The organism is Klebsiella planticola (assembly GCF_000783935.2).
In the GTDB taxonomy this organism is placed as follows: Bacteria; Pseudomonadota; Gammaproteobacteria; order Enterobacterales; family Enterobacteriaceae; genus Klebsiella; species Klebsiella planticola.
Map to the genome: position 1 here is coordinate 3,859,503 of NZ_CP026047.1, position 25,856 is coordinate 3,885,358.

The 25,856-nt window shown below is 53.8% G+C and carries 28 protein-coding genes; 10 read left to right on the forward strand and 18 right to left on the reverse strand.

Going from position 1 to position 25,856, the window contains the following annotated elements:
- Positions 1-16 precede the first annotated feature (16 nt).
- On the reverse strand, positions 17-931 hold the full coding sequence (locus MC50_RS18615) for a DMT family transporter (protein WP_046852748.1): 915 nt from the start codon (positions 929-931) through the stop codon (positions 17-19).
- Between the two features lie 152 nt (positions 932-1,083).
- Between MC50_RS18615 and gcvA the strand changes: the two genes are divergently transcribed.
- From gcvA to MC50_RS18630, 3 genes are all read left to right on the forward strand, one after another.
- A complete protein-coding gene (gcvA, locus tag MC50_RS18620; protein ID WP_047664681.1) occupies positions 1,084-1,983 on the forward strand; it encodes a transcriptional regulator GcvA in 900 nt (299 codons plus the stop codon).
- A gap of 598 nt (positions 1,984-2,581) precedes the next feature.
- Positions 2,582-3,121 carry a DUF2058 domain-containing protein gene (locus MC50_RS18625; protein ID WP_032695761.1) on the forward strand — a complete coding sequence of 180 codons (540 nt, stop codon included), beginning with the start codon at positions 2,582-2,584 and terminating at the stop codon, positions 3,119-3,121.
- A gap of 107 nt (positions 3,122-3,228) precedes the next feature.
- The gene (locus MC50_RS18630; RefSeq protein WP_047664682.1) at positions 3,229-3,705 is read left to right on the forward strand and encodes a GNAT family N-acetyltransferase; all 477 of its coding nucleotides are present in this window, start codon (positions 3,229-3,231) and stop codon (positions 3,703-3,705) included.
- A gap of 188 nt (positions 3,706-3,893) precedes the next feature.
- Here MC50_RS18630 and MC50_RS18635 read toward each other — a convergent pair whose 3' ends face one another.
- The 5 genes from MC50_RS18635 to MC50_RS18655 all read right to left on the reverse strand — a co-directional run bounded on the left by MC50_RS18635 (position 3,894) and on the right by MC50_RS18655 (position 8,151).
- Positions 3,894-4,925 (reverse strand): methionine synthase, encoded by a 1,032-nt coding sequence (locus MC50_RS18635; RefSeq protein WP_032688297.1) that lies wholly within the window; start codon positions 4,923-4,925, stop codon positions 3,894-3,896.
- A 27-nt stretch (positions 4,926-4,952) separates the two neighbouring features.
- Entirely contained in the window at positions 4,953-5,936 is a 984-nt protein-coding gene (locus MC50_RS18640) for a DUF1852 domain-containing protein (protein WP_032695763.1), read from the reverse strand.
- A 251-nt stretch (positions 5,937-6,187) separates the two neighbouring features.
- Positions 6,188-6,943 carry an SDR family oxidoreductase gene (locus MC50_RS18645; RefSeq protein WP_047664683.1) on the reverse strand — a complete coding sequence of 252 codons (756 nt, stop codon included), beginning with the start codon at positions 6,941-6,943 and terminating at the stop codon, positions 6,188-6,190.
- 299 nt (positions 6,944-7,242) lie between these two features.
- Positions 7,243-7,719: a cold-shock protein gene (locus MC50_RS18650; RefSeq protein WP_004860714.1), complete on the reverse strand. Its 477-nt coding sequence runs from the start codon at positions 7,717-7,719 to the stop codon at positions 7,243-7,245.
- A 186-nt stretch (positions 7,720-7,905) separates the two neighbouring features.
- Positions 7,906-8,151: a YmjA family protein gene (locus MC50_RS18655; RefSeq protein WP_032688295.1), complete on the reverse strand. Its 246-nt coding sequence runs from the start codon at positions 8,149-8,151 to the stop codon at positions 7,906-7,908.
- Between the two features lie 253 nt (positions 8,152-8,404).
- Here MC50_RS18655 and MC50_RS18660 point away from each other — a divergent pair, with 253 nt between their 5' ends.
- Complete coding sequence (locus MC50_RS18660; RefSeq protein WP_032688362.1) at positions 8,405-9,013, forward strand: histidine phosphatase family protein; 609 nt, start codon at positions 8,405-8,407, stop codon at positions 9,011-9,013.
- Positions 9,014-9,039: 26 nt separating this feature from the next.
- Here MC50_RS18660 and MC50_RS18665 read toward each other — a convergent pair whose 3' ends face one another.
- The 5 genes from MC50_RS18665 to fecI all read right to left on the reverse strand — a co-directional run bounded on the left by MC50_RS18665 (position 9,040) and on the right by fecI (position 16,509).
- A complete protein-coding gene (locus MC50_RS18665; RefSeq protein WP_047664685.1) occupies positions 9,040-10,824 on the reverse strand; it encodes a sensor domain-containing diguanylate cyclase in 1,785 nt (594 codons plus the stop codon).
- Positions 10,825-10,906: 82 nt separating this feature from the next.
- On the reverse strand, positions 10,907-12,094 hold the full coding sequence (locus MC50_RS18670; RefSeq protein ID WP_032688293.1) for an HD-GYP domain-containing protein: 1,188 nt from the start codon (positions 12,092-12,094) through the stop codon (positions 10,907-10,909).
- A 526-nt stretch (positions 12,095-12,620) separates the two neighbouring features.
- Positions 12,621-14,951 carry a TonB-dependent Fe(3+) dicitrate receptor FecA gene (fecA, locus tag MC50_RS18675; RefSeq protein WP_102990898.1) on the reverse strand — a complete coding sequence of 777 codons (2,331 nt, stop codon included), beginning with the start codon at positions 14,949-14,951 and terminating at the stop codon, positions 12,621-12,623.
- A 95-nt stretch (positions 14,952-15,046) separates the two neighbouring features.
- Complete coding sequence (fecR, locus tag MC50_RS18680; RefSeq protein ID WP_032688291.1) at positions 15,047-15,994, reverse strand: ferric citrate uptake sigma factor regulator FecR; 948 nt, start codon at positions 15,992-15,994, stop codon at positions 15,047-15,049.
- Positions 15,991-16,509: a ferric citrate uptake sigma factor FecI gene (gene fecI / locus MC50_RS18685; RefSeq protein WP_032688290.1), complete on the reverse strand. Its 519-nt coding sequence runs from the start codon at positions 16,507-16,509 to the stop codon at positions 15,991-15,993. Before fecI ends, fecR begins: the two co-directional genes overlap by 4 nt.
- A gap of 790 nt (positions 16,510-17,299) precedes the next feature.
- Here fecI and lpxP point away from each other — a divergent pair.
- The 3 genes from lpxP to MC50_RS18700 all read left to right on the forward strand — a co-directional run bounded on the left by lpxP (position 17,300) and on the right by MC50_RS18700 (position 19,334).
- Positions 17,300-18,214: a kdo(2)-lipid IV(A) palmitoleoyltransferase gene (gene lpxP, locus MC50_RS18690; protein ID WP_032688289.1), complete on the forward strand. Its 915-nt coding sequence runs from the start codon at positions 17,300-17,302 to the stop codon at positions 18,212-18,214.
- A 91-nt stretch (positions 18,215-18,305) separates the two neighbouring features.
- Positions 18,306-18,944: a leucine efflux protein LeuE gene (gene leuE, locus MC50_RS18695; RefSeq protein WP_032695767.1), complete on the forward strand. Its 639-nt coding sequence runs from the start codon at positions 18,306-18,308 to the stop codon at positions 18,942-18,944.
- A 126-nt stretch (positions 18,945-19,070) separates the two neighbouring features.
- Positions 19,071-19,334, forward strand: coding sequence for a DUF2534 family protein (locus MC50_RS18700; protein WP_004860746.1), 264 nt, complete (start codon positions 19,071-19,073; stop codon positions 19,332-19,334).
- A gap of 42 nt (positions 19,335-19,376) precedes the next feature.
- Here the strand turns inward: MC50_RS18700 and MC50_RS18705 are convergent, their stop codons facing one another.
- The 3 genes from MC50_RS18705 to MC50_RS18715 form a co-directional block, all read right to left on the reverse strand.
- A complete protein-coding gene (locus tag MC50_RS18705; RefSeq protein ID WP_088911622.1) occupies positions 19,377-19,502 on the reverse strand; it encodes a hypothetical protein in 126 nt (41 codons plus the stop codon).
- 215 nt (positions 19,503-19,717) lie between these two features.
- The gene (locus tag MC50_RS18710; protein ID WP_004101234.1) at positions 19,718-19,819 is read right to left on the reverse strand and encodes a YoaK family small membrane protein; all 102 of its coding nucleotides are present in this window, start codon (positions 19,817-19,819) and stop codon (positions 19,718-19,720) included.
- A 120-nt stretch (positions 19,820-19,939) separates the two neighbouring features.
- Positions 19,940-20,953 carry a sensor domain-containing diguanylate cyclase gene (locus MC50_RS18715; protein WP_047664688.1) on the reverse strand — a complete coding sequence of 338 codons (1,014 nt, stop codon included), beginning with the start codon at positions 20,951-20,953 and terminating at the stop codon, positions 19,940-19,942.
- A 299-nt stretch (positions 20,954-21,252) separates the two neighbouring features.
- Here MC50_RS18715 and MC50_RS18720 point away from each other — a divergent pair, with 299 nt between their 5' ends.
- Complete coding sequence (locus MC50_RS18720) at positions 21,253-21,504, forward strand: putative hemolysin (protein WP_032688245.1); 252 nt, start codon at positions 21,253-21,255, stop codon at positions 21,502-21,504.
- On the opposite strand, the gene MC50_RS18725 is transcribed toward MC50_RS18720, so the two are convergent.
- On the reverse strand, positions 21,494-21,850 hold the full coding sequence (locus MC50_RS18725; RefSeq protein WP_032688243.1) for a DUF488 domain-containing protein: 357 nt from the start codon (positions 21,848-21,850) through the stop codon (positions 21,494-21,496). The two genes, MC50_RS18720 and MC50_RS18725, sit on opposite strands and share 11 nt — an antisense overlap.
- Positions 21,837-22,346, reverse strand: a complete 510-nt coding sequence (locus MC50_RS18730) for a DUF523 domain-containing protein (RefSeq protein WP_102990897.1) — start codon at positions 22,344-22,346, stop codon at positions 21,837-21,839. Before MC50_RS18730 ends, MC50_RS18725 begins: the two co-directional genes overlap by 14 nt.
- A 191-nt stretch (positions 22,347-22,537) precedes the next feature.
- On the opposite strand from MC50_RS18730, the gene MC50_RS18735 reads away from it, so the two are divergent.
- On the forward strand, positions 22,538-23,230 hold the full coding sequence (locus MC50_RS18735) for a CTP synthase C-terminal region-related (seleno)protein (protein ID WP_032688240.1): 693 nt from the start codon (positions 22,538-22,540) through the stop codon (positions 23,228-23,230).
- Between the two features lie 111 nt (positions 23,231-23,341).
- Here MC50_RS18735 and MC50_RS18740 read toward each other — a convergent pair whose 3' ends face one another.
- Positions 23,342-24,526 carry a CynX/NimT family MFS transporter gene (locus MC50_RS18740; RefSeq protein ID WP_102990896.1) on the reverse strand — a complete coding sequence of 395 codons (1,185 nt, stop codon included), beginning with the start codon at positions 24,524-24,526 and terminating at the stop codon, positions 23,342-23,344.
- A 97-nt stretch (positions 24,527-24,623) separates the two neighbouring features.
- Between MC50_RS18740 and MC50_RS18745 the strand changes: the two genes are divergently transcribed.
- The gene (locus MC50_RS18745; RefSeq protein WP_164673306.1) at positions 24,624-25,418 is read left to right on the forward strand and encodes an AraC family transcriptional regulator; all 795 of its coding nucleotides are present in this window, start codon (positions 24,624-24,626) and stop codon (positions 25,416-25,418) included.
- Here MC50_RS18745 and MC50_RS18750 read toward each other — a convergent pair.
- A complete protein-coding gene (locus MC50_RS18750; RefSeq protein ID WP_004860772.1) occupies positions 25,402-25,848 on the reverse strand; it encodes a DUF441 domain-containing protein in 447 nt (148 codons plus the stop codon). The genes MC50_RS18745 and MC50_RS18750 overlap by 17 nt on opposite strands.
- Positions 25,849-25,856: the final 8 nt, after the last annotated feature.

Genomic DNA, 25,856 nt, shown 5'->3' on the forward strand with positions numbered 1-25,856 from the left:
GTCATCAACCAGTGTATTATTTTGCCGCTTTGTTTTTTATATCTGTCGGAATTTTTTCCGGACTGACAACCAACCACACAGAAATACACACTATTAACGCACCGATAATAAACCCTTCATTAATGGTTTCACCCAGCGCCAGATAGCTCCACAGCACCGCAAATGGTGGGATCAGAAAGGTGACAGTCAGTGAGCGCAGTGGACCAATATCAGCGATCAGGCGGAAATACAAAATATAAGCAAAAGCAGTACAAACTATCCCGACGGCGAGAATGCTCGCCCATACATCTCCCTGCAGCCAGTGAACTGACGGCCCGGTTGTGGTACTCCAGATAAAAAAAGGCAGTAAAAATAAAGTCGCGCCGATCTGGCTGCCGAAGGCGACAGTCTTTGGATCCAGCCCACCTTTATTTGAGATCCAGCGACGGGTGAGAAAACCAGCTATACCATAGCATGCAGTAGCCACAAGGCATGCCACAACGCCAGCGATAGTTTCATTCGTAGAACGAGACTCTCCGACGCTGGTGATGACTATTATCCCGACCAACCCAAGTAACACACCACCCCATTTTCGTGTTGTCAGTTTTTCACTGAAGAAAGTAAATCCAAGCAATGCTCCCATTAATGGTGTAGTTGCGTTGAGAATAGCTGAATATCCGGCTGGCAACCATCTTGCAGCAAGACAATACATTAAGAAAGGCAAGCCAGAATTAATTACCCCTAAAATAATAGATGATTTGAACTTATCTTCAAAATTAAATGAAGATTTAAGGGTGAATAAAATAACTGCAAGCCCGCTAAAGCCAAAAAAAACACGTAAAAAAGCAGTGTTTATCGCACCAAATTCAGGTGCGGCAATTCGCATGAACAAAAAACTAGCTCCCCAAATGGCGGCAAGAAGTAATAATCGGATATAATCGGCCACACGCATTTTAACTCCTCTTTCTATTAAAATAAAAATGTCGTATATAATCTTGGTTAATAAAACTTAAACATAAAAAACTTTAAAGGCATGTCAGCAAACACACAAACAAGTTTTTCTTTTATAATTCAGTTTAACTAATGCATAGGTTCAGGCAGATTATGAAACTTCCTCCTTTACATGCACTTATGTGCTTTGAGTCGGCCGCCAGGCATTTAAGCATGAAAAAAGCGGCCGAAGAATTGTGCGTCACCGCTAGTGCGGTCAGCCAGCAGATTGCAAAACTGGAAGGCATGATACACATACGTCTTTTTATCCGGAGTCCACGAAGTCTTGAACTGACCGATGAAGCCCGGATCTATCTGCGTGCAATCCGCCCGGCGTTCAGTCAGATAGCAGAAGCGACGCAGCGGCTGATGAATGAAGGGAAGTCGAATAAAATTACCATCAGTTGCACCAGCGGTTTTGCGATCCTGTGGTTGCTGCCGCGACTACCAGAATTTGAAAAGGAGAACCCCGGTGTGGAGGTGCAAATCAGCACCACTAACCGGCGGGTTGATTTATTGTCAGAAGGGATCGACTTTGCAGTCAGACACGGCACCGGCTATTATCCCGGTCTGGAATCGGAATGTCTTCTGAACGACCGGCTGAGGCCCGTATGCAGCCCAAGTCTTGTCCCTCAGGAGCAACCACTCTCTTCGCCGTTTGATATCACCCGGTATACGCTGTTGCATGATGAACACCGGATGGACTGGGCTCTCTGGTTTAATGCAGTGGGTATTGCTGGTGCCGATACCGATAAAGGTCCCGTTTTTGTCGATTCGAATGGCGTACTGGAGGCGGCGCTAGCAGGGAAAGGTATAGCCCTTATCCGCGACGAGCTGATCCGGGAAGAACTGAAAAACGGGACGCTTATCAATCCGCTGCGGATGGCCATTGATTCACCGATAGCGTACTACCTGGTGTATCACGAATCGGCCACTTTACAGCGAATAAGCCGACGGTTTCGGGACTGGCTCTCGGCCACTGCAGCTGCTAACAAAAATGAATACCCCACTTGACCTGCCTTCAGAAAGAGAACACCGACAGGCGTTCTCTGTTTTAGTTTAGTAAACTAAACTATCGTTTAATTTATATCAGTTGTGCGATCCCGCCCTCTAATTAGATTTTCTCCTGAGTTTACTTTTTCTAACTCATTAGCCCAGATGATTATTTTCAGTCATCCTGAAGAAATACCATGGTAGATTTTCAAATATTTCGCGCGATGTGTCGGGGTAAGTTATTACACATATGTGAACTTGATAGTTCAGGTCTTCTGTCAGTTATTGCTGATTATGACCGGATCATATACTAGGCCAGGCTCCGCCAGTCTTAAAAACTGGCCGAGGGAAATAGGAACTTTGTTTGCAGATAAACGTTGGTGAGAAATCTGCATACGAAATGAATCCAGAATGATAATAACGGGCGCTGAAAACATTCAGGAGAACTCCTGCTCACTTATATCCAATGTCTATTTTCGCTCATAGCCGCTATGGTTCCCTCTACCTGTAAGGGCGGCGTCTTCCATAAACCAGGCCGCCTTCCGGCGATGCAGTCCTGGTATAGCCGCCAACATTCCCGCTATAATCGCAGAAATTTCTCAACGGGTTCAGAGACGAAATGACAAAACTCACCTTACAAGAGCAGCTGCTGAAAGCCGGGTTGGTGACCAGCAAAAAGGTCGCTAAAGTGCAAAGAACGGCCAAAAAATCACGGGTACAGGCGCGTGAAGCGCGAGAGGCGGTGGAAGAAAACAAAAAAGCGCAGCTCGAACGCGATAAGCTGCTGGGCGAACAGCAAAAGCAGGCCGCTTTAGCCAAAGAATATAAAGCTCAGGTCAAGCAGCTGATTGAAATGAACCGGATTGTTCCGGCAAAAGGCGACATTGGCTTTAACTTTACCGACAACAATCTCATTAAAAAAATTTTTGTCGATAAGCTGATTCAGGCTCAACTGATTAGCGGCCGTCTCGCGATCGCGCGTTTGGTGACAGACAGCAGCGGCGAGAGCGTATACGCGATTATTCCGGCTAACGTCGCGGATAAAATTGCGCAGCGCGATGCGGACAGCATTGTGTTACACAGCGCGCTCAGCCAGGAAGAGCAGGATGAAGACGATCCGTATGCTGATTTCAAAGTGCCTGATGATTTAATGTGGTAGCTGGCCTTGCCGTTCGTCATCTGTGCCTATGAATGGCCGCGTCGCTGAAAGGGATGAATGCATCGTCTCGCTGCGAAAAATGTCGCTCCCTATCAAAGGATGAATCAATGATTATGCTCCGCCCGATGGGCGAAGAAGAATACCCGGCATATCTGGAATACTTTATTGCGGATTACGCGCGTGAAATTGCCGCCAACTATCGGCTTAGCGCGGAGGATTCGCTGGCAAGAGCGAAGCGTGAAATCGCAGAGGATCTTCCTGAGGGGGTGAATACGCCCGGGCAGGTTTTGCTGTGTCTCTTTAACCAGGCAGACCACTGCGACGAGCACGTCGGTTACCTCTGGTATAAACCCGATACCGCCACGCAAACCGTGTTCATCTTTGATTTTTATATCTTCAACGCCTGCCAGGGGCAGGGGCTGGGCACGCAGGCGCTACGCGCTTTTGAGCGGGAGATGCGAGAGCAGGGGATTGAACAGATTCGACTTCGCGTGGCCGGAGATAACCAACGAGCCCGCCACGTCTACGCGTCTGCCGGCTTTTGGGTGACGGGAATCAATATGAGCAGGACGTTATCCGATTAATGCTCGTGGAGGCAGACAAAAGTCACGTATTCCGACGGGCCGCACGGCGGTGAAAGGGGAGATGAACGCGCGGGGCTTCAGGCTTTATGTTCGGTCCTGCTGCGCGCTGTTCGTTCCGGCCAGGGTTCTGGATAGCGATCCGAACGCCTGACCCGGACTTCTCTTTCAGCGCGCTGACTCCGCTGACGTTATTTCGCCAGCAGCTCCTTGCGGACGATCTCTGCGCCTGCACTTAACGCATTGAGCTTGCCTCTGGCGACCTGACGAGAGAGGGGCGCCATCCCGCAGTTGGTCGAAGGATAAAGCTTATCGGCATCGACAAACTCAAGCGCTTTACGTAGCGTACCGGCGACCTCTTCCGGGGTCTCAATAGCATTGGTTGCCACGTCAATCGCGCCCACCATCACCTTTTTGCCGCGAATCAGCTCAAGCAGGTCCATGGGGACACGCGAGTTATGACACTCCAGCGAGATGATATCGATATTCGATGTTTGCAGCCTTGGGAACGCCTCTTCATACTGGCGCCACTCTGACCCCAGCGTCTTTTTCCAGTCAGTATTGGCTTTGATACCATATCCATAGCAGATATGTACCGCCGTTTCACATTTTAGTCCTTCAATCGCTCTTTCTAACGCAGCGATCCCCCAGTCATTCACCTCATCAAAAAAGACATTAAATGCCGGCTCATCAAACTGGATAATATCGACACCCGCCGCCTCTAATTCTTTCGCTTCCTGATTGAGAATTTTGGCAAATTCCCAGGCCAGCTTTTCACGGCTTTTATAGTGGTTATCATAGAGGGTATCGATCATCGTCATCGGCCCTGGCAGGGCCCATTTAATAGGTTGTCGGGTCAGCTGACGTAAAAAACGGGCATCTTCAACGAAAACCGGCTTCTGACGCGCCACTTCACCCACGACCGTCGGCACGCTCGCCTCATAGCGATTGCGAATTTTCACCACTTCGCGTTTCTCAAAATCCACGCCGCTGAGATGCTCAATAAAGGTGGTGACAAAGTGTTGGCGCGTTTGCTCGCCATCGCTGACAATGTCAATTCCTGCGCGTAGCTGATCATACAGGGACAGGCTTAGCGCATCTTTTTTCCCTTCAATTAATTCCTGATCGTGTAATTTCCAGGGCGACCATAGTTTCTCAGGCTCTGCCAGCCAGGAAGGTTTAGGTAAGCTGCCAGCCGTCGAGGTGGGTAATAATTTTTTCATAATAGAAAGCCTTGTATGTTCGGTAAATTAAAGCGCGTAGCCAGCAGACCATTTCTCAAGAATATTCTGGTAAGGCTTGATGAAATGCTCTTCAGTAAATTTTCCCTGCTCGATCGCCAGCTGGCTGCGTTCTTCCCGATCATAAACAATTTTTGTTAATGAATGATCCTGGTGATTCAGGTTCGGTTGATAATATTGCCCTGCGGCGGCATTGGCATTGTAAATTTCAGGCCGGTAAATTTTCTGGAATGTCTCCATCGTACTGATGGTACTGATAAGCTCAAGATTAGTGTAATCACTAAGCAGATCCCCAGAAAAATAAAACGCTAACGGTGCAACGCTATTCTGCGGCATAAAATAGCGAACCTTTAATCCCATCCTGGAAAAATATTGTTCAGTCAACGACGAGCCATTTTGCTGATATTCGATACCCAATACCGGATGCTGATTTCCCGTCCGCTGATAGGTGTCTTTGCTCGATACGCTGAGGCAGATTACCGGCGGTTTGTTAAAGTTCTGCTGGTATACAGTAGAACTAACGAAGTGTTTAAAGATATTGCCATGTAACTCACCAAAATCATCCGGGATGCTAAATGCGGATTGCTGTTTGTTATGCTCTAACAACCGCACGCTAAAATCATAATCGCGTACGTAAGAAGAGAAATTATTCCCGGCGAGGCCGTCAATACGTTCGTGCGTTTTTTTATCGAGAATGTTTGTTTTTAAGATCTCAATGACCGGAAAGCTGCCGCTGCGGTGCTGGTCATTGAGTGTCATTTCAACTGAAATAATTTCAAGTTCGACAGAATAACGATCGCCTTGTGGGTTATCCCAGTACGCCAGCGCATTAAAACGATTGTCAATCATCGTCAGCGTGTTACGTAAGTTGTCCTCGCGGTTTTCCCCTCTGGCCAAATTCGCGAAATTGGTTGTAATTCGCGTATTTTCAGCGGGGTTATAATGCGCGTCAAAACAACTACGCTTAATCGTAAAAGTAAAATCTTTATTCATCGCGATGGTGCACCCTAAGTCTGATATGAAAACTGAATGTATTCCCTGAATCCCAGCATATCCTTTCTTTTTATCTGGTTATGTCATTCAGTAATCATCATATTGTCTCTGATTAATAGAACATATTTTATGCCAGAGTCCCTGGATGAGTGAAAGCGACATAATTTCATTACAACATGAGTCATCTTCATGGTCGAAGAGCAGCCTCACTGCGCCAAGGCTGGCGGAGAGTCCTGCGTCGAACGTTGTACTTATTCGCGCAGGCGGCTCTTGCGCGCGAGATCTTCCCGTGTAGGCCCCTGAAAATAGAGGGTGCTGATATGACAGCTGCGGGGCTGAGTGAGGACAAAGCGAATGGTTTCCCAGACCGATCGCCCGTTCAGCAGGCGTTCGCCCATTTTGACGCTATCGTCGACATGTTCGTCTAAACCGCTCAGTTCAAAATCCGGCGGATACAGCCCGGTGACGCGGATGTTTTCAGCCGCCAGCTGGTGCGAGAGCGTCTGGGTAAACCCGCTCAGACCATGCTTGCTGGCGAAGAAAGCAGGATGCGCGATTGAATCGGTAAAGTGCGGGATACCGCAGGCGGAGATCATGGATACAATATCCGCCTGCTCCGAGCGTCTTAATGCCGGTAATAACGCCTGAACTAACAACACCGAGCTTGTTAACCCGGAATGAAGGGTATCGACGATCTCCGGGGGCGAGCGATCGTCTAAATTGCCGGACAACCATTGCGCCGCATTAAGAATAAGAATATCCACCGGCGTCTCAGACTGTAATAGCTGCGCCGAAAACTGCGCAATGGATGCCGGTTGCGCTAAATCACACAGGTATCCTTGCGCCGTCCCGCCCTCCGCCGCGATCAGAGCGCTGGTTTCCTGGATATCCGCCGGGCGCCGGGCGCAGTAATCGACGCTGACCCCTTCGCGGGCCAGCCAGACGGCCAGCGCCTGCCCAAATCCGCTTCCTCCGCCCGTAATAACGGCTCTTTTACCTCTCAACATCAACTGACTCCTTGTGAGTGACAAGCATGAACACGGAAGTGATTGTGCACAGGAGGCGGGAGGGGCATCTTTCCATTTGTGCCATTCGGCCAATCATGGCATCAATGAACACATCCCCACGCTGTGTTAACCGGAGGTCGGCCCCAATGGACGCCGCACAGGGCTTGCATTATGGCCGCCATATTGCAATGCAGTCGCAGAACCGGCGGCAAGAGCAGGCGTATGGAGAGCGGTTTGAAGGGCCGCCAGGCTGCGGCAGAAAGCGGCAGAATGTCGGCCCAGGGGCGGTCAGAAGGCAATCAGACTTTAAGCAGTTTCACCGTGGCATCAATGTCAATCTCATCTTCTGAGAAGATCAATGTCGTTCCCTGAAAAGTGGTGATCGCCAGTTTTTTCAGCGAACGCATGTCACCGGGCTTAACGTCGGATTTCGGCTTGATGCTGCTCATCAGGATCCCCACGGACAGCACCGCATTTTCTTTATCAATGCGGGTATCGGCAGGCACTTCTTCGCTGTAGACCAGGTAGGATTTGATCGACGTGAGCTTCAGGCGCTCGCCGGCGATATAGATGTATTTGCTTTCCGGCACCACTTTCACCGCATAAGCTGACAAACCCTTGTTATTGGTGGTGGGTTCGAAGGTCACCGCCGCATCTTTCTTAATCAGATCAGGATTGGCGACCTTAATCACATGAAAATAGCGGTTATCGCCGTTTTCATCTTTGATAAATCCAAAACCTTTATCTTTAAACCAGGTTGTGATTGTTCCGTTCATCGCCGTTACCACCTACTTAATCGTGTATTAACTCAATTTTTGCAGCGCGCAGTGTAATGCACAACGCCTGCGCAGACCACGCCTTTGCTTTCAGTCTGGACGATAAATTTTGGCTATGCGAGGGGGAATAGCGTGCGTCAGAATAACAACACGCCCGTTTATCCTGGCCAGAGAGCCCTGCTGAGGCTACTCATTGCCCCACTGATTAAGGAACATCGCGATCTCATCGATACGATCCGCGGGGAGACCGGCTTCGCGCGCCATGTCTGCCTGGGCCTCTTCGCTGATCTCCTCGTTGTTCATGAGACGAGTGAGCAGCAGTTGAAAATAGTGCGCCAGAGGTTCGCGTTCTGATTCACTGACCGGCTTTGCGCATTCCGTCGCGTACTCATCGGCGATGTCATAATACTTTAGCGGTATTTCATTATTCATTAAGTAGGCCCTTAGGTTAATGCCGGTATCATTTGCCGAAGATCATATCATCCTTATTTCATTTTATCTGCCATCCGCGTTGTGGAGATCAGAACGCGGACAACGTCCTGAGTGCAGCGGTCTGATTTTCTGTCCTGCCGGGTGCTCTGACCGTCACGGAGTGCGCGTCAGGGAAAGCCGGGCCGGGCATCGCTTTCTTTTTATTCCCGACGGATGGTAATGTTGCCCGATAACGGGTAACCCGATGCTGCTAATGAAAATATTGCTCGTAAGACATGGTGAAACTGAATGGAATGGCGTTAACCGCCTGCAGGGGCACCTTGATAGCCCGGTAACCGCGCGCGGGCATAGACAAATTGCGGCGCTGATCCGCGCGCTTGACGGTGAGAAGATCGATCGGGTGGTCTCTTCTCCCGCAGGTCGCGCCGTCGCGGCGGCCACGCCGATCGCGGCCCATTTTGCCTGTCCTATCCGTTTTGACGCGCGGCTCATTGAACGGGGCTTCGGGCCATTAGAGGGAACGGTCTACTCGCAGCTCAACGACGAGCAGCGGAGGTTGTTCGATGCGATCTACTCCGGCGATCCGCACGTGACGCCACCGCACGGCGAGTCGCTGGCCGCTGCCGTCGCCAGAACAACAGCGGCGCTGCTTGAAGCCGGTGAGGCGGGGGACCGGTGCGTGTGCGTGGTTTCTCATGGCCAGGTCATGCAGGCGGTTATCTCTACGCTTGACGGCCATGGTGCGGAGAACTTTCCCCGCTATGCGCATCTGAATGGCAGCTACTCGGTTCTGGAGCGCGCGGAAGGTCGGTTATCGCTGGTGAAATGGGGGATAGCCACCCATTTGCTGTTGCGGGGATAAGCAGACAGCTTATCCCCGTATGGCGTTTAGTCGGATTTCAGCATGCCGAAACTGACTATCCGGGAGCGCCCCTGCTCTTTGGCCCGGTAAAGTGCGGCATCCGCGGCTCGCAGCAGACTGTCGCTCTGGGTATGCTGCGGGAAGCTGGCAATGCCGATTGAGACATCCACCTGGCCAATCTCGGTGAGACCATCGCGCAGGGTCAGGCTGCGGACACTGTCGTAAATCTCCTCTGCGCAGGCCCGGGCCGTCTCTTCATTGGCGCCGGCAAGTAGCACCAGAAACTCCTCGCCGCCGTAGCGAAAAGCCATGCCTTTGTCGCGTACCGCGCGTTGGACAATGACCGCCACGCTCTTGATCACCAGATCGCCGGCTTCATGACCATACCGATCGTTAATCGTTTTGAAGTGATCGATATCGATCATCAGGCAGCTCAGCGGAGCATGGTTTTGCACCGCGAGATTGATTTGCGTATGCAGGGCATCATCCAGATGATGACGGTTACGCAGCCCGGTCAGCGAATCAAACAGCGCTTTCTCCAGCAGCGCGCTGCGCAGACGCTGGTTTGCCAGCGCCAGACCCAGCGCTTCGGCCATCAGCTCCAGATAGGCGCGAGAAGGGGCGGTGGCGGGAGTGACATTCCTGAAGGAGAGCAGGCCGATCGCTTCTCCTTGCGCAACCAGCGGCACGCAAAGCGATTGATGAATGCAGGCGTCGGGCAGGTGGGTGCAGGCGATGTCAGGCTCACCATTGACCGGCGGATGGCTTAATCCACGGCGCACGGCCCAGCAGTTGTCAGGATAAAAGACCTCGGGTTCATCCGGCGGCGAGAGCCATTGAGCCACACAGCGCAACTGCCAGGGATTGGTTTCGAGAACATACAGGCGCCCGGGAATTGCGGGGGCGATATTCGGAGCGAAGAGCTCGGCGACCTTGATAACATCGTCAAAAGATTCGCAGCCTTGCAGACGCTGCGTCATGCGCGCCAGCAGTTCCCGAATCGCCCAGTCGGCATCCCGCTCTTGCTCAAGACGCTGACGCGCCAGGCCATTTTCGCGGAAAATACGGATCGCCTGGGCCATATCGCCAATCTCATCGATCTGCGTGAACTGGGGGGCTTCGACGGCATAATCCTGTGAGGCAAGACGTTGTACCACATCACTTAAACGAACAACCGGGTACAATACCCGCCGTTGCAGGATAAATCCGAGGACAAACAGGAACATCAGCGCCGTCAGCGCGACCATTATTTCTGATAACGTACGCCAGGTGTGCGATTTTTCCGTGGCTTGCGCAATGGCGCTGGCGGCCCGGCCTTCCAGCATAAGGCGGAAGTGATCGATCTGGGTCTGTACCCGTTCCAGCTCCTGTTCATAAGGCTTGCCGTAGAGCAGGGTGAGCGCCTCGCTGTCTGCTCCACGTTCAATACTGGCAAGCGCGGCCTGCTGTTCATCCTGCAGCTCATCCGCTATCTGCAGCCCCTCGCGCAGCAACATCAGCTCCTGCGGCGTCGCTCCCCGATCTTTCAGCTTTTCCAGCCGGTGCTCTATTGTCGTCAGCGAACGGGCCTGCTGGCGGTATTCCTGTAACACATCCGGGTTTTTGTTAATGACGTAAGCGCGAGCGAGGTCGGATAATTCCCAGCTCTCGGTTTCAACCGTTTCGGTTAGCTGGTCGAAGATCTGCCGCTGTTGTACGACCTGGCGTTCGGCGGTCTCCGCGTTGGACGCCATCAGCATGGCAATACCGGAAGTGATGGTCAGGCAAACGGTGATCCCGTAGGCCCAGTTGGTCATGGTGGAGATTCTCACCCGAATTTTCCTTGCATGCAGATGAACAAATGACGTTACGTCTAATTATAGAACCCGCTTCTGCCCATTTGCGGGCAGAGGGTTAGTCGCGTTTTTTCCGAATAATCGTGCTATGTAGCGTGTCGGCATGCTGGCATAACGTACAAAAAACATCTTTATCCAGGGCGCCATTTATAACATCGTTCTCTATCAGCTGTAATGCATCCTGATAACGCATGGCAACGCGATAGGGACGATCTTCGGTCAGGGCGGTAAAAATATCGGCAATGGCGATGATACGGTCAGGGAGTTGCAGATAATCCTGATTCAGATGCAGCGGATAGCCGCTGCCATCGAGTTTTTCATGGTGGTTGGCCGCCCAGTTAATGATTTCACCGAGTTCACTAAAGGCGCTGAGAATTTCACCGGTCATATAGCTATGCTCTCGCACCTGACGCAGTTCATCAGGCGTGAGTTCGCTTTGCTTTTCCAGGATATCCAACGGGATATTAATTTTACCAATATCGTGCAAATAGCCGGCAATCTCGATTTTTTTACACTCCTCTTCCGGCAGATGCATATAGGTTGCCAGCAGGCAGGATATTTCGCCGACCATAATACTGTGACTGGCGGTGAAGCTGCTGTAGGTATCGACAATTTTGGCAATTAACAAACAAATATCTTTCAGCCCGTCGATATCGATGTACAGCTCGTTAATCGGGCCGATGATCTCCAGCATCCTTTGGATATGTCCGGGATGAAGATGCAGCCAGAAATGCTCTTTTTGCGCGAGCTGGCAGACGGTGTCACAGAGCATCGGATCAATCTCATGATGCGATGTGCGAAAGGTGTCGATGATAATGTCGGGGTGATGATCTGTGGTGATATTTCCGCTGGAGAGCAGACGTTCAAAAGCATCGGCAAAAAAAACGATATGCTCTTCGAGGTTACCTTTATACGCCGGGTTAAAGTGGTGATGGCGAATAACAGGCAAAACAGGCGCGAAGGTGGGTAAGCCGCCGAGCATCTCGGCGCCCCGATGCTGGTGGGGGTCTTCGATATTATCAATGTCATTCAGCGAAGTGACGATTCGCTTATCCCCGAGCACGCCAATATCGTGAAGCAGTGCGGCGCAAAATATGGTCTGCTGCTGCGACCGCGGCAGTTCCAGAGCTAACGCGAGCTCGAGAGCAATTAGCGCCGTGCGTTGCATATGCAACTGAAGTTCCGGGTTGATTATCTGTATAACGCGCGTGGTTAGCATCAATGCTGATTTTAAGGCGAGACGCATCGTTTTTCTCCATCCGCGTGATTGGGATAATATCGGCTCATTCCGGTGGTCTGTATCCAGATAACGCCAGCAGAGGGTAGAGACGCCAGTACGTGGCGAAATGATCGGCGAGTAAATCCCGAAATAATTTCATTTATAGCAATACTCAAGCCCGAAATGCATGGCGACAAAGACGCATAAAAGCGTGAAAAAGTTTTTAACAGACGTCAGTTAATCATTTTGCTCATAAAAAGAAAATACATTGTCGTGAGCCACTTGCGTTATCTCGCTGCCGGGATGATACATATCTGATTCGATCGTCGGCAAAACGAATTTTAGAACAAGATGCGTGATGGGGTGATGAACGCTTGCCGGCCGCCGCTGACGGAGACGCAGTTTCCTCGCGAGTTGTCGGGGGCGAGACGCCTTTACAGCGCCAAACGTCGGCATCAAGGCTGAAAGGCGTGCTAAAACGTCACCGTCACCGCCCTATGGCGGGACGGTGACGGAATACCCGCACAACCTTTTGCTCACCCCCAGGTCGTCATCAGAATGTCATGGCACCTTGCAGATACAAGGTCCGCGGCTGGCCGACATAGATGCCTTTGTTGTTATCGTCGTATGAGCGGGTGTAGTACTCATGGTCGAAAATGTTTTTCACGCCGAATGCCAGGTTGAGATTGGCCATTTGCGGGCCAAAATCATAGGCGACGCGGGCGCCCCACAGCATGTAGCCCGGAATGCGGCCGTTGCTGCCGTCAGCGCTCTCCGCCACGGTGTTGGCATTGTCTGCAAACTGACTGGACTGAAAATCGCTATTGAGGTTGAACGTCCAGTTACCCGGTTTGTAGTCCACGCCAAGCGTACCTTTATGTCTGGGTGAGAAAGGCACCTGGTTACCGTAGGTATCGCCTTTCTCACGAATGACGGCGTTGACATAGGCATAGCTGGCATAGACCGACAGATTTTCCAGCTGCGGATTGAGATCGCCAAGGTCGTAACGCGTCTGCGTCTCCAGTCCGCTGTGGCGCGTTTTACCGCGAGCGGTGACGGTATCGTTGGTCTGGTTGGAGTCGTACTGATTATTGAAGTTAATCAGGAAGAGTCCCATTTCCGCGCTCAGCGCGCCGTTGTCGTAGCGAGTACCGACTTCCCAGGTACGGGCTTTTTCCGGTTCCACATTGCCGCTTTGCACAGCCTTGCCAATTTGGCTGTACTGTACGGTACCGAACGATCCTTCTGTGTTGGCATAAAGATTCCAGCTGTCGGTGAGATGATAAAGTACGTTAAGCGCCGGCAGCGGGGCGTTATAGCTGACCTGCTGACGGGTGCCTTTCAGACTGTCATCCTGGTAAGACTCAATATGTTCGAAACGCATGCCCGGCGTGACCGTCCAGTTGCCGATATCAATACGATCGTCGATATACCAGGCGTGAGCCTCGGTGCCAGAGCGGGTATCGCGGTCGTACGGACTGGCGGTGTCGGGCAACTTGCCGCTGATGGTGGGGGTGTAGTAGCGCATCTCGTGCGTGGATTCATTCACGTAGCGATAGCCGACGCCGACTTCATGAGCGGAAGCGCCAAGCATAAAGCTCTGGCTGTAGCGCGGTTCGATACCACGCACCCAGTATTCACGCGGGGAAAGCGTGGTGCGCTTCCCTTGCTCCAGATAACCGCTGCGCAGCGTATGGGTATAGAAGCCCTGAATGTTGAACTTGTGCTGTGCATCCGGCTGGAACTGATAGCCGAGGCTGGCAAGCTGACGTCGTCCCCAGAAGCGATCTTTTAAGCGGGTGGACTGCCAGCGATCGGCAGTATAATCGGCGCGGGACAGGCCGCCGGGCATATCGGCTTCACCATCGTAGTATTGCAGCAAGCTGTTGAACGTGTGCACCGCGTTTGGCGCATATTTGCCTTTCAGCATCACGTCATCGATGCGCGTGGCGCTATGTTCACGCCAGTCGCTGCCGCGGGTACCGGAATAGAGCAGGGCAGCCCCCAGTCCGTTATCGGCGGTCCCCCCCAGCATCAGGTTGTGGGTCTCTTTGGGATTGTTCTGCGAGGAGGTCGGGCTGAGCTGACCTTCCACGCCGCCCGCTATGCCAAAATCCTGCGGGATGGCCCGGGTGACAAAGTTCACTACGCCGCCCACGTTTTGCGGTCCGTAGCGCACGGCGCCTGCGCCGCGAACCACATCTACAGCATCCATGTTGCCCAGCGATACCGGCGCCAGCGATAGCTGAGGTTGACCGTAGGGGGCGAAAGGTACCGGAATACCGTCCATCAGTACCGTAGAACGGCTGGCGAGGCGTGGGTTCAGCCCCCGGATGCCAAAGTTCATCGCCAGATCGTGGCTGCCGGTACCGGTATTTTCCGGAGCATTGACGCCGGGAATGCGATTCAGGACTTCGCGCATGGTGGTGGCGCCGGTTTTGGCAAAATCATCGCGGCGGATAACATCGCGGGCGCCAGCATGTTCAAAAACATCGTTTTCCCGGGCGTCGCCAAGCCAGTCGCCGACCACCGTCAGCGTGGATTCCGTATTCGCAGGCGCCGGCTCCAGCGTCCAGGCCTGATTGCCCAGAGACTTCAGCTGCAGCCCGCTACCGTCGAGCAGCGTTTGCAGACCGTCTTCCACCTCATAGCTGCCGTGCAGGCCATCGCTGTGTTTTCCGCGAGTCAGGCCGGCGTCCGCCGAGAGCGTAATACCGCTGCGGGCGGCATATTGGTTCAGGGCGCTGTCTAAATCCCCGGCGGCAATGTCAAACTGCGTTGCCGCCAATGTGGGGGCCGCGACCAGCCCCGCGAGAGGCAGCAGGCTTAAACGGATTGCCATCACCAGAGGCATCGGTTTGCGTAATACGCGTAAAGGCGTCATGTGTTCTCCACAATCGTTTTTGGTTGTCATCACCTGTTAAGTCGAACGAGCAGGTGAAAAGGGACAATGGAGAAGGCTAATTTTTTGTTTTTTTCTCAGGCCGCGACGACAGTGACCCAGTAGCGGGTGGCAAACTGCAGTTTTACCGGTAGGGTCTGCGCGATGATGCGCAAAATCGCATCAGTGTCGCCCAGTGGAAAGGTGCCGCTCAGACGTAAACCGGCGACGGCGGGATCGCAGCGCAAGATCCCCGGGCGATAGCGGGAGAGTGTGGCGAGCACCTCATGCAGGGGACGATCGCGGAAACTGAGGACGCCCTGTGTCCAGCTTACGTCGCTGCCATTCAGCGGCTGAAGGTGGGAGAAGGTGTCGTGGGTAAACCACAGACTCTCGCCGGCGTGGACAATCTTGCGCTGTCCGCCTGACAGCACCGCCTCGACAGCGTGCTGTTGCACCGTCAGGCGCGTGTCACGGGGAAACTGGCGGAGGGTAAATTCGGTGCCCAGCGCGGTAAGTAAACCATCTCGGGTCTGGACGCGAAACGGTCGCTGTCGGCGGTCACGGGCGGTAGTAACGGCAATTTCGCCGTAGCGCAGGCGAACCAGGCGCAGGCGATCATCAAAGCGCACATCGGCGGCGCTGTCGGTATTGAGCGTCAGCAGAGTGCCGTCGTTGAGGGTTTGCCGCAGCGGCAGGCCTTTTGCCGTGCGGTAATCGGCGCGCAATCCTTCCGCCAGTTCACTGGTCCACATTTGCCAGCCGCCGCCGGCGGCGACCAGCAGCATCAGCCCTTTCAGTACCTGGCGACGCGTCAGGCGACTGTCGTTGAGCGTCCGGCTGGCAAGGGGGCCGGGAAGTTGTCCCATCTGCTGGCGCAGGTTTTCGACCTGCTGCCACGCCCACTGGTGATCGCGGTTTTGTTCATACCACTGTTGCCAGCGGGCTTCTTGCTGTGGGTTGACGCGACCATCGCTTAATACCGCGTACCAGCGCGATGCGGAACGCAGGGCCAGGCGACGGGATTCGGTTAATGCGGAACTCACAGGCCATTCTCCAGGCGAAAAAGCAGGCAGTGCTCAGTTGCCCTGGCGACATATTTTTTCACTGAGCTGACCGAGACCATCAGGCGTTCGGCAATCTCGGCATACGTCAGCCCCTCCAGTTGCGAAAATAAAAAGGCCGCGCGGGCTTTGCGGCTCAGGCCATCCAGCATGGCATCGACCTGCTGCAGCGTCTCCAGCTGGATGTGCTGTAGTTCCGGCGAAGGGACCATGGCCTGCGGAAGCTGGGCAAGCATCTCCAGCCACGCGCGTTCCAGCGCGTTACGGCGAAACAGATCGATCATCACCCGTCGGGCGATGGTGCACAGGAAGGACTTAGGATCGCGGATAGCGGGCAGAGATTCGCTGCCCATGACGCGCAGAAAGGTATCCTGAGTGACATCATCGGCGTCAAAGGCGGATTGCAGCTTGCCGGTTAACCAGGTTGTCAGCCAGCCGTGATGGGCCTGATACAGCGAGGCGAGCGTGAACGGTGTGGCGGCGGAAAGCTGAGACATGAGCAGGTTCAGAACAGGTTATCAATAGTGATATGTTAATATGAGAATGGTTATCATTACAATTAAAAGGCGGCGCAAAAATGGGCCGCGCGAACAATAATTTCAATAAGTGACTGTTGCGATTGAGAAATATTGTTGATTTCACGGTATCCGCTCTCAGGCCTGCGTTACGGGCGGCTGATCGGCGAAGATTGGGGGATAAAAAATGATAATTGTTCGTTACAAACGAATGATGTGCGATTTATTTTCTGAAGGCGCCAGATATTGCGCGGAATTATAAAATAAGGTGATTCTTATTTGATATATAGAAAAGGAATGAAAAGATACGTTGCATGCTATTTCATAGGTTATGACTCTGATATATGGAGAAGCGTTATATTGATTGCCGCGATTCTTTAGCAACGTTTATACTTTTTACCTCCGCGCCGCCGCGCGCAGGATGAGAGGGCGGTAGGATGTCGCCGGCCAGTGACAGCAGGGGTTGCGAAGCAATATGATACTGAAAAGTACAAATTGATTTAATAATGTGCAATCAGCGAATCGAAATAGTTAGCGAGAAAAGGGTTGCCATAGTAAATATTTGTAATGAGATCTTCTTTTTTATTTTACATTCTGTTACAACTGTGAGGGTATTATGCTTTTTTCACCGCGGGGATGTTTTTTACTTGCCGGAGTGAATTTAGCCGGATTACTATTGTCATAGTTGCTATACGTACCGCCTAACGACTGATGAATGGACTTCGTTTTTTCCTTAAGCGCTACTCATTTATAGACGTTTACAGGAAAAATCATGCCTTGCGCTTTTAATAAAAGTCTTCTGCACCCTCGCAACTGGGGGACCTGGTTTGGCCTGGCCATTCTCTGGTTAATCGTGCAATTGCCTTATCCTCTGTTACATATCATCGGCACCAGCGCAGGAAAGGCGTCGCGCCGCTTCCTTAAGCGCCGCGAACATATTGCCCGCCGCAATCTTGAACTCTGTTTTCCGGACATGTCGCCGCAAGCGCGGGATAAGATGATTGAGCAGAATTTTATGTCGCTGGGGATGGGGCTTATCGAAACCGGTATGGCCTGGTTCTGGAGCGACGAGCGGGTTAAAAAATGGTTCGACGTTGAAGGCTTTGAGAATCTGAGCAAAGCATTAAGCGCCGGGCAGGGCGTTATGGTCGTTGGCGTGCACTTCATGTCGCTGGAACTCGGTGGCCGTACCATGGGCCTGTGCCGGCCAATGATGGCGACCTATCGCCCGCACAACAGCCCGCTGATGGAGTGGGTGCAAACCCGCGGACGCCTGCGTTCGAATAAAGCGATGATCGATCGCCGTAATTTATCTGGTCTGGTGCACGCGCTGAAAGCCGGCGAAGCGGTATGGTTCGCCCCGGATCAGGATTATGGCCCGAAAGGCAGCGTGTTTGCGCCGTTCTTCTCCGTCCCTCAGGCGGCGACGACAAACGGTACCTACGTCCTGTCGCGTCTCTCCGGTGCGAAGATGCTGAGCATCAGTATGGTGCGCAAGATGGACCGGAAAGGTTACACCTTGTACATCAGCGATGTGCTGAATGACTATCCTGGTGAAGATAAACAGGATGCGGCCAGCTACATCAACCGGGTGATTGAAAAAGAGATTCTGCGCGCGCCGGAGCAATATCTGTGGGTACATCGGCGTTTCAAAACCCGCCCGCTGGGCGAGGGCTCACTCTACTAAGCCAACAAGCACCGTAAGCGCTTTCAAAATCGCGGCAGTTGCGTTAACGTGAGCGCGATCATGTTTTTTGTTGAAAGCGAAGGAGTGCAGCGTGTTCGCTGAGTTTGGTGTGTTGAATTATCTGACCTATCTGGTCGGGGCTATTTTTATCATCCTGGTGCCCGGCCCTAATACCTTTTTTGTTCTGAAAACCGGTATTGCGCACGGCGTTAAAAAGGGCTATCTGGCGGCGGCTGGCGTGTTTATCGGCGACGCTGTGCTGATGCTGTTGGCGTTTGCCGGCGTCGCGACCCTGATTAAGACCACGCCGGTGCTGTTTAATATCGTTCGCTATCTGGGGGCGATTTACCTGCTGTGGCTGGGGGGCAAAATGCTCTATTCCGTTTTGACCCAGCGGGAAGGGCACGCGGACGCCGGAGCTGAACCGGGAAGCGCGATTCTGAAACGCTCGCTGACGCTTAGCCTGACGAATCCCAAAGCCATTCTTTTCTATGTCTCTTTTTTCGTGCAGTTCATCGACGTTAGCGCGAAAACGCCCGGGCTGGCGTTCTTTATCCTCGCGCTGACGCTGGAAGTGATTAGCTTTATGTACATGAGCTTCCTGATCCTGTCCGGTTCGTTCGTGACGCGCTACGTGAAGACCAGAAAGAAACTGGCAAAAATCGGCAACAGTCTGATTGGTCTGGTGTTTGTCGGTTTTGCTGCGCGTCTGGCAACGTTGCAATCGTAAACCGCTGGCCGGTCGTGATTCCGGCCTGATAGCGATATCCTCTGGCTTGTAACAAAAACCCTTCAGTTTTTATTGCATTAATGTTACATATACAGCCGATTATCGGTCAGAGAAAAGGGAACCCGGATGATTCTGCAAAAGCTCATCAGTAACAAAAACAGCAAGAAATTCTTCTTGTCGATAGGGATTGTGTTTGCCATCGCGCTTACCGTGGTGGGCCGCGCAACGTTTGGCGGGGTCGTTAGCGAATACAATATGCCGTACTCCGAATGGAGCACATCGATGTTTTTCCTGCAGGGGGCGATGGTGACCGTGTACAGCATCGTGTTCACGCTGCTGTTTTCCATCCCGCTGGGTTTCTTCTTTTTAGGTTCTGACCGTCAGGACTAAGACTATGGGGCGAACGCGCATTCGCCCTGTTTAACCCTTCCGTCACCAGCCGCGGCCGTCATAATGATGATGGTGGTGGTGCCTGTGGTGATAGCCGTCGTCAACAATACATCCCGATAACAGCGTGCATAGCGCAAGAATCAACGATAACACGATCGGTTTTTTCATTTCTCACTTCTCCGTTGTCCACCGTCCGCGGGCAAAGAGCTTGCGGAGTCGGCTGATGAAGTGAGTGTATAGCGTTAACTTATTGAGTGGATAGGATAACTCCGCAATAACGCTCTGACGAATGATCCCCGGCCGCAGGCGCTACCACCAGCCGAACTGAACGCCGGCCAGGGCCACGATCGCGATGATAATCATCAGAATGGTACTTTTTTTCATTACGCGCCGCCCGGAGCCGCGTAGCCGCCGACAAAAAACCAACCGAGAAAAACAACGGCGACGATAAAAATGGCCACCGGGAAAAGAATACCCAATCTCATGATGTTACCCCTGAAGCTAAAAATATGACCTGTCCTGCCACAAAACCATTAAGCCGTTGCATTACATCGCCACAGCTTACCGGAAAACCTCGCTATCATACTGGATATCGCCGTCAGGTTTTAATCAATATTCAGAAAGGAATCGCGCCGACGGGACTTTTTATCCTGATACATCGCATCATCCGCAGCGCGCAGCGCACTTTCGACATCCTGAATCTGCGGATTCACCTCAGTGACGCCAAAACTGGCACCGGGATAGTTAATTCGGTGTTCACCCAGAAAGTAAACTCCACGTAAGGCCTCTCGCAGGGTCGCAACAAAGGACTGTTGTTGCACAGTGTCCAGTTCGGTGCCGACGACCAAAAACTCATCGCCGCCCAGACGCCCCACCAGGTCTCCCTGGCGAATATTCGCCTTCAGCCGTTCGCCAATCTGGATCAAAAAGCTGTCGCCGCACTGATGACCAAAGCGATCGTTGATCGCTTTAAAATCATCGAGGTCGATAAAGATCATCAGCAGATTGCGCTGCCGTTCGCGCTCGCGGGGAAACATTGACGACAGATGCTTAAACAGCGCCCGGCGATTGGCTAAGCCGGTCAGCTCGTCGGTATAGGAGTGCATTTCCAGCGCGACGTTGGCGGCGCGAAGCTGATCAACCAGCGTCTCTTTCTCAATATAGTGAGAAATTAAGTTAGCAAACAGCTCCATCACCTGCTCGCCTTCGAGGTTATAGGGCTGCTTATTGCGGCTGGTTGCACACAATGTGCCGTACAGCGAACCGTCGGCGAGGCGCACGGGAATGCTGAAGAAGGTGATAATACCCATGCCCTGAGCGGCGATGCACGACGGCCAGCGGGTGTTGACATCGTTACTGAACTGGCAGTTATCATCGATTGCACGTTTACACAGCGACTCATTCCACGGCACCGAAAACCCTTCCGGGATCTGCATTTCGCTGCTGTTATGCGCGTACAGGACCAGCTGGCGCTGCGCTTTTAAATCAATACGAGTCAGATAAGTCGACTCCATTCTGGTCACAAGCTCCAGCATCTCTAGCAGCTGCCTGACTAACATTTCGAGGGAATGTTCATTGGCGAGCGTTTGCGAGACGCGAGCAAGAATAAAATCTGACATGAATGTACGGCTCCCGATCGTGGGTGGGGCCGTCAGTCATTTATGCTGGAAAACGGCTACCAACGAAGAGTAAACATAGATACAACAAATTTAACACATTAATGAAGGGAATACCTGCGATCGCAGCGGGGAAAAAAAGCCCCGTCGGGGGCGACGGGGAAAACTCATTGATTATGGAATGATCTGTTCTCTGGTCAGTTCGAGAACAAGCGCTACTCTACGGGGCAAAAGTGTAGTTAAAATGGAGAAACCATGAAGAATCAGGGCAAATACCTGCTCTGTGCAAAGAAGGAGCAGAAATGAAGTGGATGATAATGCTACTGCCGCTGACCCTGGCCGGATGCGCGAAGCAACCGCAGCCGCAAGATGCCCCGCCGCCGCCGCAGACTATCGGCATGGCCAACCCGGCTTCCGTCTACTGTACGCAAAAAGGCGGTAGTCTGATTCCGGTTCAGACGCCGCAGGGCGTGCGCAGCGACTGTAAGCTGCCCGGCGGGGAAACCCTCGATGAATGGGAACTGTGGCGCCGGGATCACCCCGCTAAGCCGTAACCGGTAGATTCTCAAGCCAGTTAGCCAGCACCAGCGCATGGTTTTGCCGGGTATCTTTGGCGGCATACAGCAAGGTTAAGGGCTGTTGGCGAGCCAGCCCGGCGAGACGTAATCCTTCGTCACGCCGGGCGTCGAGTTCCTGGCGATACTGTTGACTGAAGCTGGCAAAATCGATCGCCTCGCCGTGGAACGCTTTACGTAGCGCCGAAGAGGGCGAGAGCGATTTGCACCATTCATCGTAGCGCAAAGCCTCTTTTTTCATCCCGCGCGGCCAGAGTCGGTCGACCAGGACGCGGTAACCGTCGCCGGCCTCTGCCGGATCATAAACGCGTTTACAGTGAATCATCGCTATTTTCTCTCTGTTGCATCCAGGCGAGGAGTTGGGGCAGCTGTTGGTCGGAAAAAACGGCGATTCCGTGTTCACGCAGCAGCGCCGCCGCCACGCCTGAGCCCGGCTTTCGCTGCCCGCTGAACGTCCCGTCGTAAATAAACTGGCTGCCACAGGTCGGGCTGCCATCGGTTAACAACGCGGCCTCGCAGCCGGCTTCCTGTGCGGCGCGCAGGGCCAGCCATGCGGCCAGCTGATAGTGCGGGGTGACGTCCTGACCGTTGCTTTCAATGATACGCGCGCGGTCTTGCATGACATCCGCGCCCTGGGCGTGAAGGATTTCGGCCGGCAGTCGGGGGACCGGCAGCCCGGCGGCCAGCTCCGGGCAATGAATTACCAGCCGACCTTCGCGCTGCCAGCGCGCCAGCGCGTCGGCAAGCTGCGCTTTTTGGCTGCCATTATAGCGAACCTGAAAACCCATCAGGCAGGCGCTGACCAAAATTTTGCTTTTCATAGGCGGTCCATCATTATTCCTCGGCGCTATACAATAGCGCCTGCGCGGGGAAATTACCCGCGCACAAAGCAATCCGAAAGCACGAATGGCCTTCTGCCGTGGTGAAAACAGGGGTTGTGTTCCGCGACGGAGATCGCTAATCTGAGGCTCCTTGTGTTGCCCGAAAATCGCTCTGACATAAGGATCCTGCTATGAACACCCCCCTGCGTATTGCCCTGGTTGGCGACTACAATCCTGACGTGATTGCCCATAAAGCTATCCCCCTGGCTATCGACGATGCTGCTGCCGTGCTGGAGCTGCCCGTGCGCTATGAGTGGCTGGCAACTCGTGATATTCATCATGCCGATGCGCTGGTGGATTACGCTGCTATCTGGGTCGTGCCCGCCAGTCCGTACGAAAATGCCGAAGGCGCGTTTACCGCCATTCGCTACGCGCGCGAAAACAGCGTGCCTTTCCTTGGAACCTGCGGTGGTTTTCAGCACGCGATAATCGAATATGCGCGAAACGTGATGGGCTGGCAGGATGCGGCACATGCTGAAACCGATACCGAAGGACGGATGGTGATAGCGCCGCTCAGCTGCTCGCTGGTTGAAAAGTCGGACACCATTGAGCTGCGCGCTCATACCCTGATTGCCCGTGCGTACGGTCGCGATCATATTGAAGAGGGCTACCACTGCAACTACGGTATCGCCGACAGCTTTGCCCGTGAACTGGAGCAGGGGGAGCTGCGGGTAACCGGATGGGATGAAGAGGGGGAGATTCGCGCGGTGGAACTGGTCACACATCCGTTCTTTGTGGCGACCTTGTTTCAGCATGAACGTCATGCCCTCGAAGGGCGTCCCGCACCGCTGGTGCAGGCGTTTTTACATGCCGCAAGCCAGTAATCTCAGCGCCGGTTAATCTTACTGGATTGAGTCCGCATTGCCGGTATCACCCCGGCGGCGCGGGCGAGCAGGAAAATATTGCCGCCATCGTAATGGCGGCTTATCAAAGCGCTATCCGTTTATCTCCCGGTCGCGTCCGGCCAGTGCGCCGAACAGCGCCATGACGACTGAAATCAGCGCCACGGCGATAAGCGGGATCTGCCAGTCGCCGTTGGCATCATGAATTTTCCCCATGAGCGGTGGTCCGCAGGCGGCCAGCAGGTATCCGATGGTCTGTGCCATCCCCGACAAGGCCGCTGCCTGGTGCGCAGAGTTTGCGCGCAGGCCGATAAACGTCAATCCCAGAATCATGGTCGCCCCCGAACCGAAACCAAAGATCAGCGTCCAGACTACCGCCTGTCCCGGCCAGAACCACAGCCCGCAGGCGCTGATGGCGCACATCAGCGCCACAATGACCGCGATGGCGCTCTGGTCTTTAAGGCGATGAAGAACCAGCGGAATCGCCAGCCCGGGGGCCGCGGTGGCCAGCTGGAGCAAACCATGCAGAGAGCCCGCCTGCGCCTCGCTATAGCCAAGGCTCTGCAAAATGGCCGGCAGCCAGCCAATAATAACGTAATAGACCAGCGAGTTGATGCCGAGGAACAGCGTGACCTGCCAGGCGAGCGCGGAGCGCCAGATTCCGCGATTGTGCATGGCGCCGGAACCGGTGAGCGGCGCAGTCGCGGTCTTGCGCGTTTGCGGTAACCATACCAGCAGCGCCAGCAGCGGAAAGACCATTAACATCAAGAGCGCGCCGTGCCAGCCGAAACCCGCCAGCGCCAGCGGCACCACCATGGCTGAACCCAGCGCGGCCGCTCCGCCCATAGTGATCGAGTAGGCCCCGGTCATCCTGGCAACATGCTGTGAGAAGTCGCGTTTGATCAGACCTGGCAGCAGAACGTTACCGAGCGCAATTCCGCAGCCGATGATCGCCGTACCGCCGAACAATAAGGCGGTGGAAGGAAGCGAACGCAATCCGATACCCAGACAAATAAGGACTAACGCGACCAGCAGACTGCGCTCAATGCCTAGCCGGCGACCGACCCCTGCCGCCAGCGGCGATACCAGGCCAAAGGCCAGCAGCGGCAATGTGGTGAGCATCCCGGTTTGTGCGGTGGAGAGACCATAGTCCGCGCGAATGGCGTCCAGCAGCGGGGCTGCGCCGGTAAAAGTCACGCGTAGCGTGGAGGCAATCAATAAAATCCCGGCAATCAGCAGCAGATGACGGCGGCCGGTAGAAGGCAGAACAGAACTCATGGCAATCTCTGACGAGTAAACAGGGCGGCTACAATAGCGCGTTTGCCGATGGTTTAAATCAAGCTAAAATGACAGATTATCGCTAATATCGGACAAAATCATGATAGGACTTGGCCTGGATGGCTACGATCCGGACAGCGGCCATGAATCGGCCCTCGCTTTTCGCATTCAGGTGGTGGAGGACGAGCAGTTCATCCCTCGCCATCAGCACCGCAAAGGCCAGCTGATCCTCGCCTTGCATGGAGCGCTCACTTGCGAGGTGGAGAACGCTATGTGGATGGTGCCGCCGCAGTACGCGGTGTGGGTACCGGGTCAGATGCCCCACAGCAACCGCGCCACGCCGGGGGCGCAAATCAGTTTTCTGTTTATTGAACCGGATGCTGCGCCAATGCCGGCGCACTGTTGTACCTTAAAAATTTCTCCCCTGGTTCGCGAGCTTATCCTGACCCTCGCCGGACGTCACGGGGAGGCGTTTGCCCATCCGACTACTCAACGGCTGGTACAGGTGCTGTTCGATGAGCTCCCACGACAGCCGCAGGAACATCTGCAGTTGCCGGTTTCCCCCCATCCGAAGATTCGCCAGATGGCGGATTTCATGGCGGTTGATCCGGCCCGTTGGCAGACGCTGGGGCAGTGGGCGGCGGAATTTGCGATGAGCGAACGGAATCTGGCGCGGCTGGTGGTGCGTGAGACCGGGCTGAGCTTTCGCCGCTGGCGACATCAGCTGCAGCTGATCCTGGCCCTGCAGATGTTGATTCGCGGGCAAACGGTCCAGCAGACCGCGCAAACGCTGGGATATGACTCGACGACCGCGTTTATTACGATGTTTAAAAAGGGGCTGGGCCAGACGCCAGGGCGCTACCTGGCGAGTCTGGTTACGACTTCCCGATAAACAGTGAAATGATGCCAGCGGCGATCAGCGGGCCAACCGGTACGCCGCGGAACAGCGCTACGCCAAGGACCGTGCCGACCAGCAGCCCGGCGACCAGCTGCGGTTGCGACCCCATCAGCGCCACGCCGCGACCGCCCAGCCATGAGACGAATACGCCCACCGCAATCGCCAGCAGCGACTTCCAGTTAACGAACGAGTGCAGCAGCGTCGACGGCGGCAGCGTGCCGCTGGCAATGGGGGCCATGACGCCAATGGTCAGAATAATAATACCGATCGTCAGCCCCTGTTTTTCAATCCACGGGAAAAAGACGTTGAGCGGCGTGACGCGAACGATGATTAAAACGAGGATAGAAATGGCCACGGTGGTGTTATGGCTGATAAAACCCAGCGCGGCCAGCCCCAGCAGAATAAACAGGGTTGTATCGAACATGAAGGGAG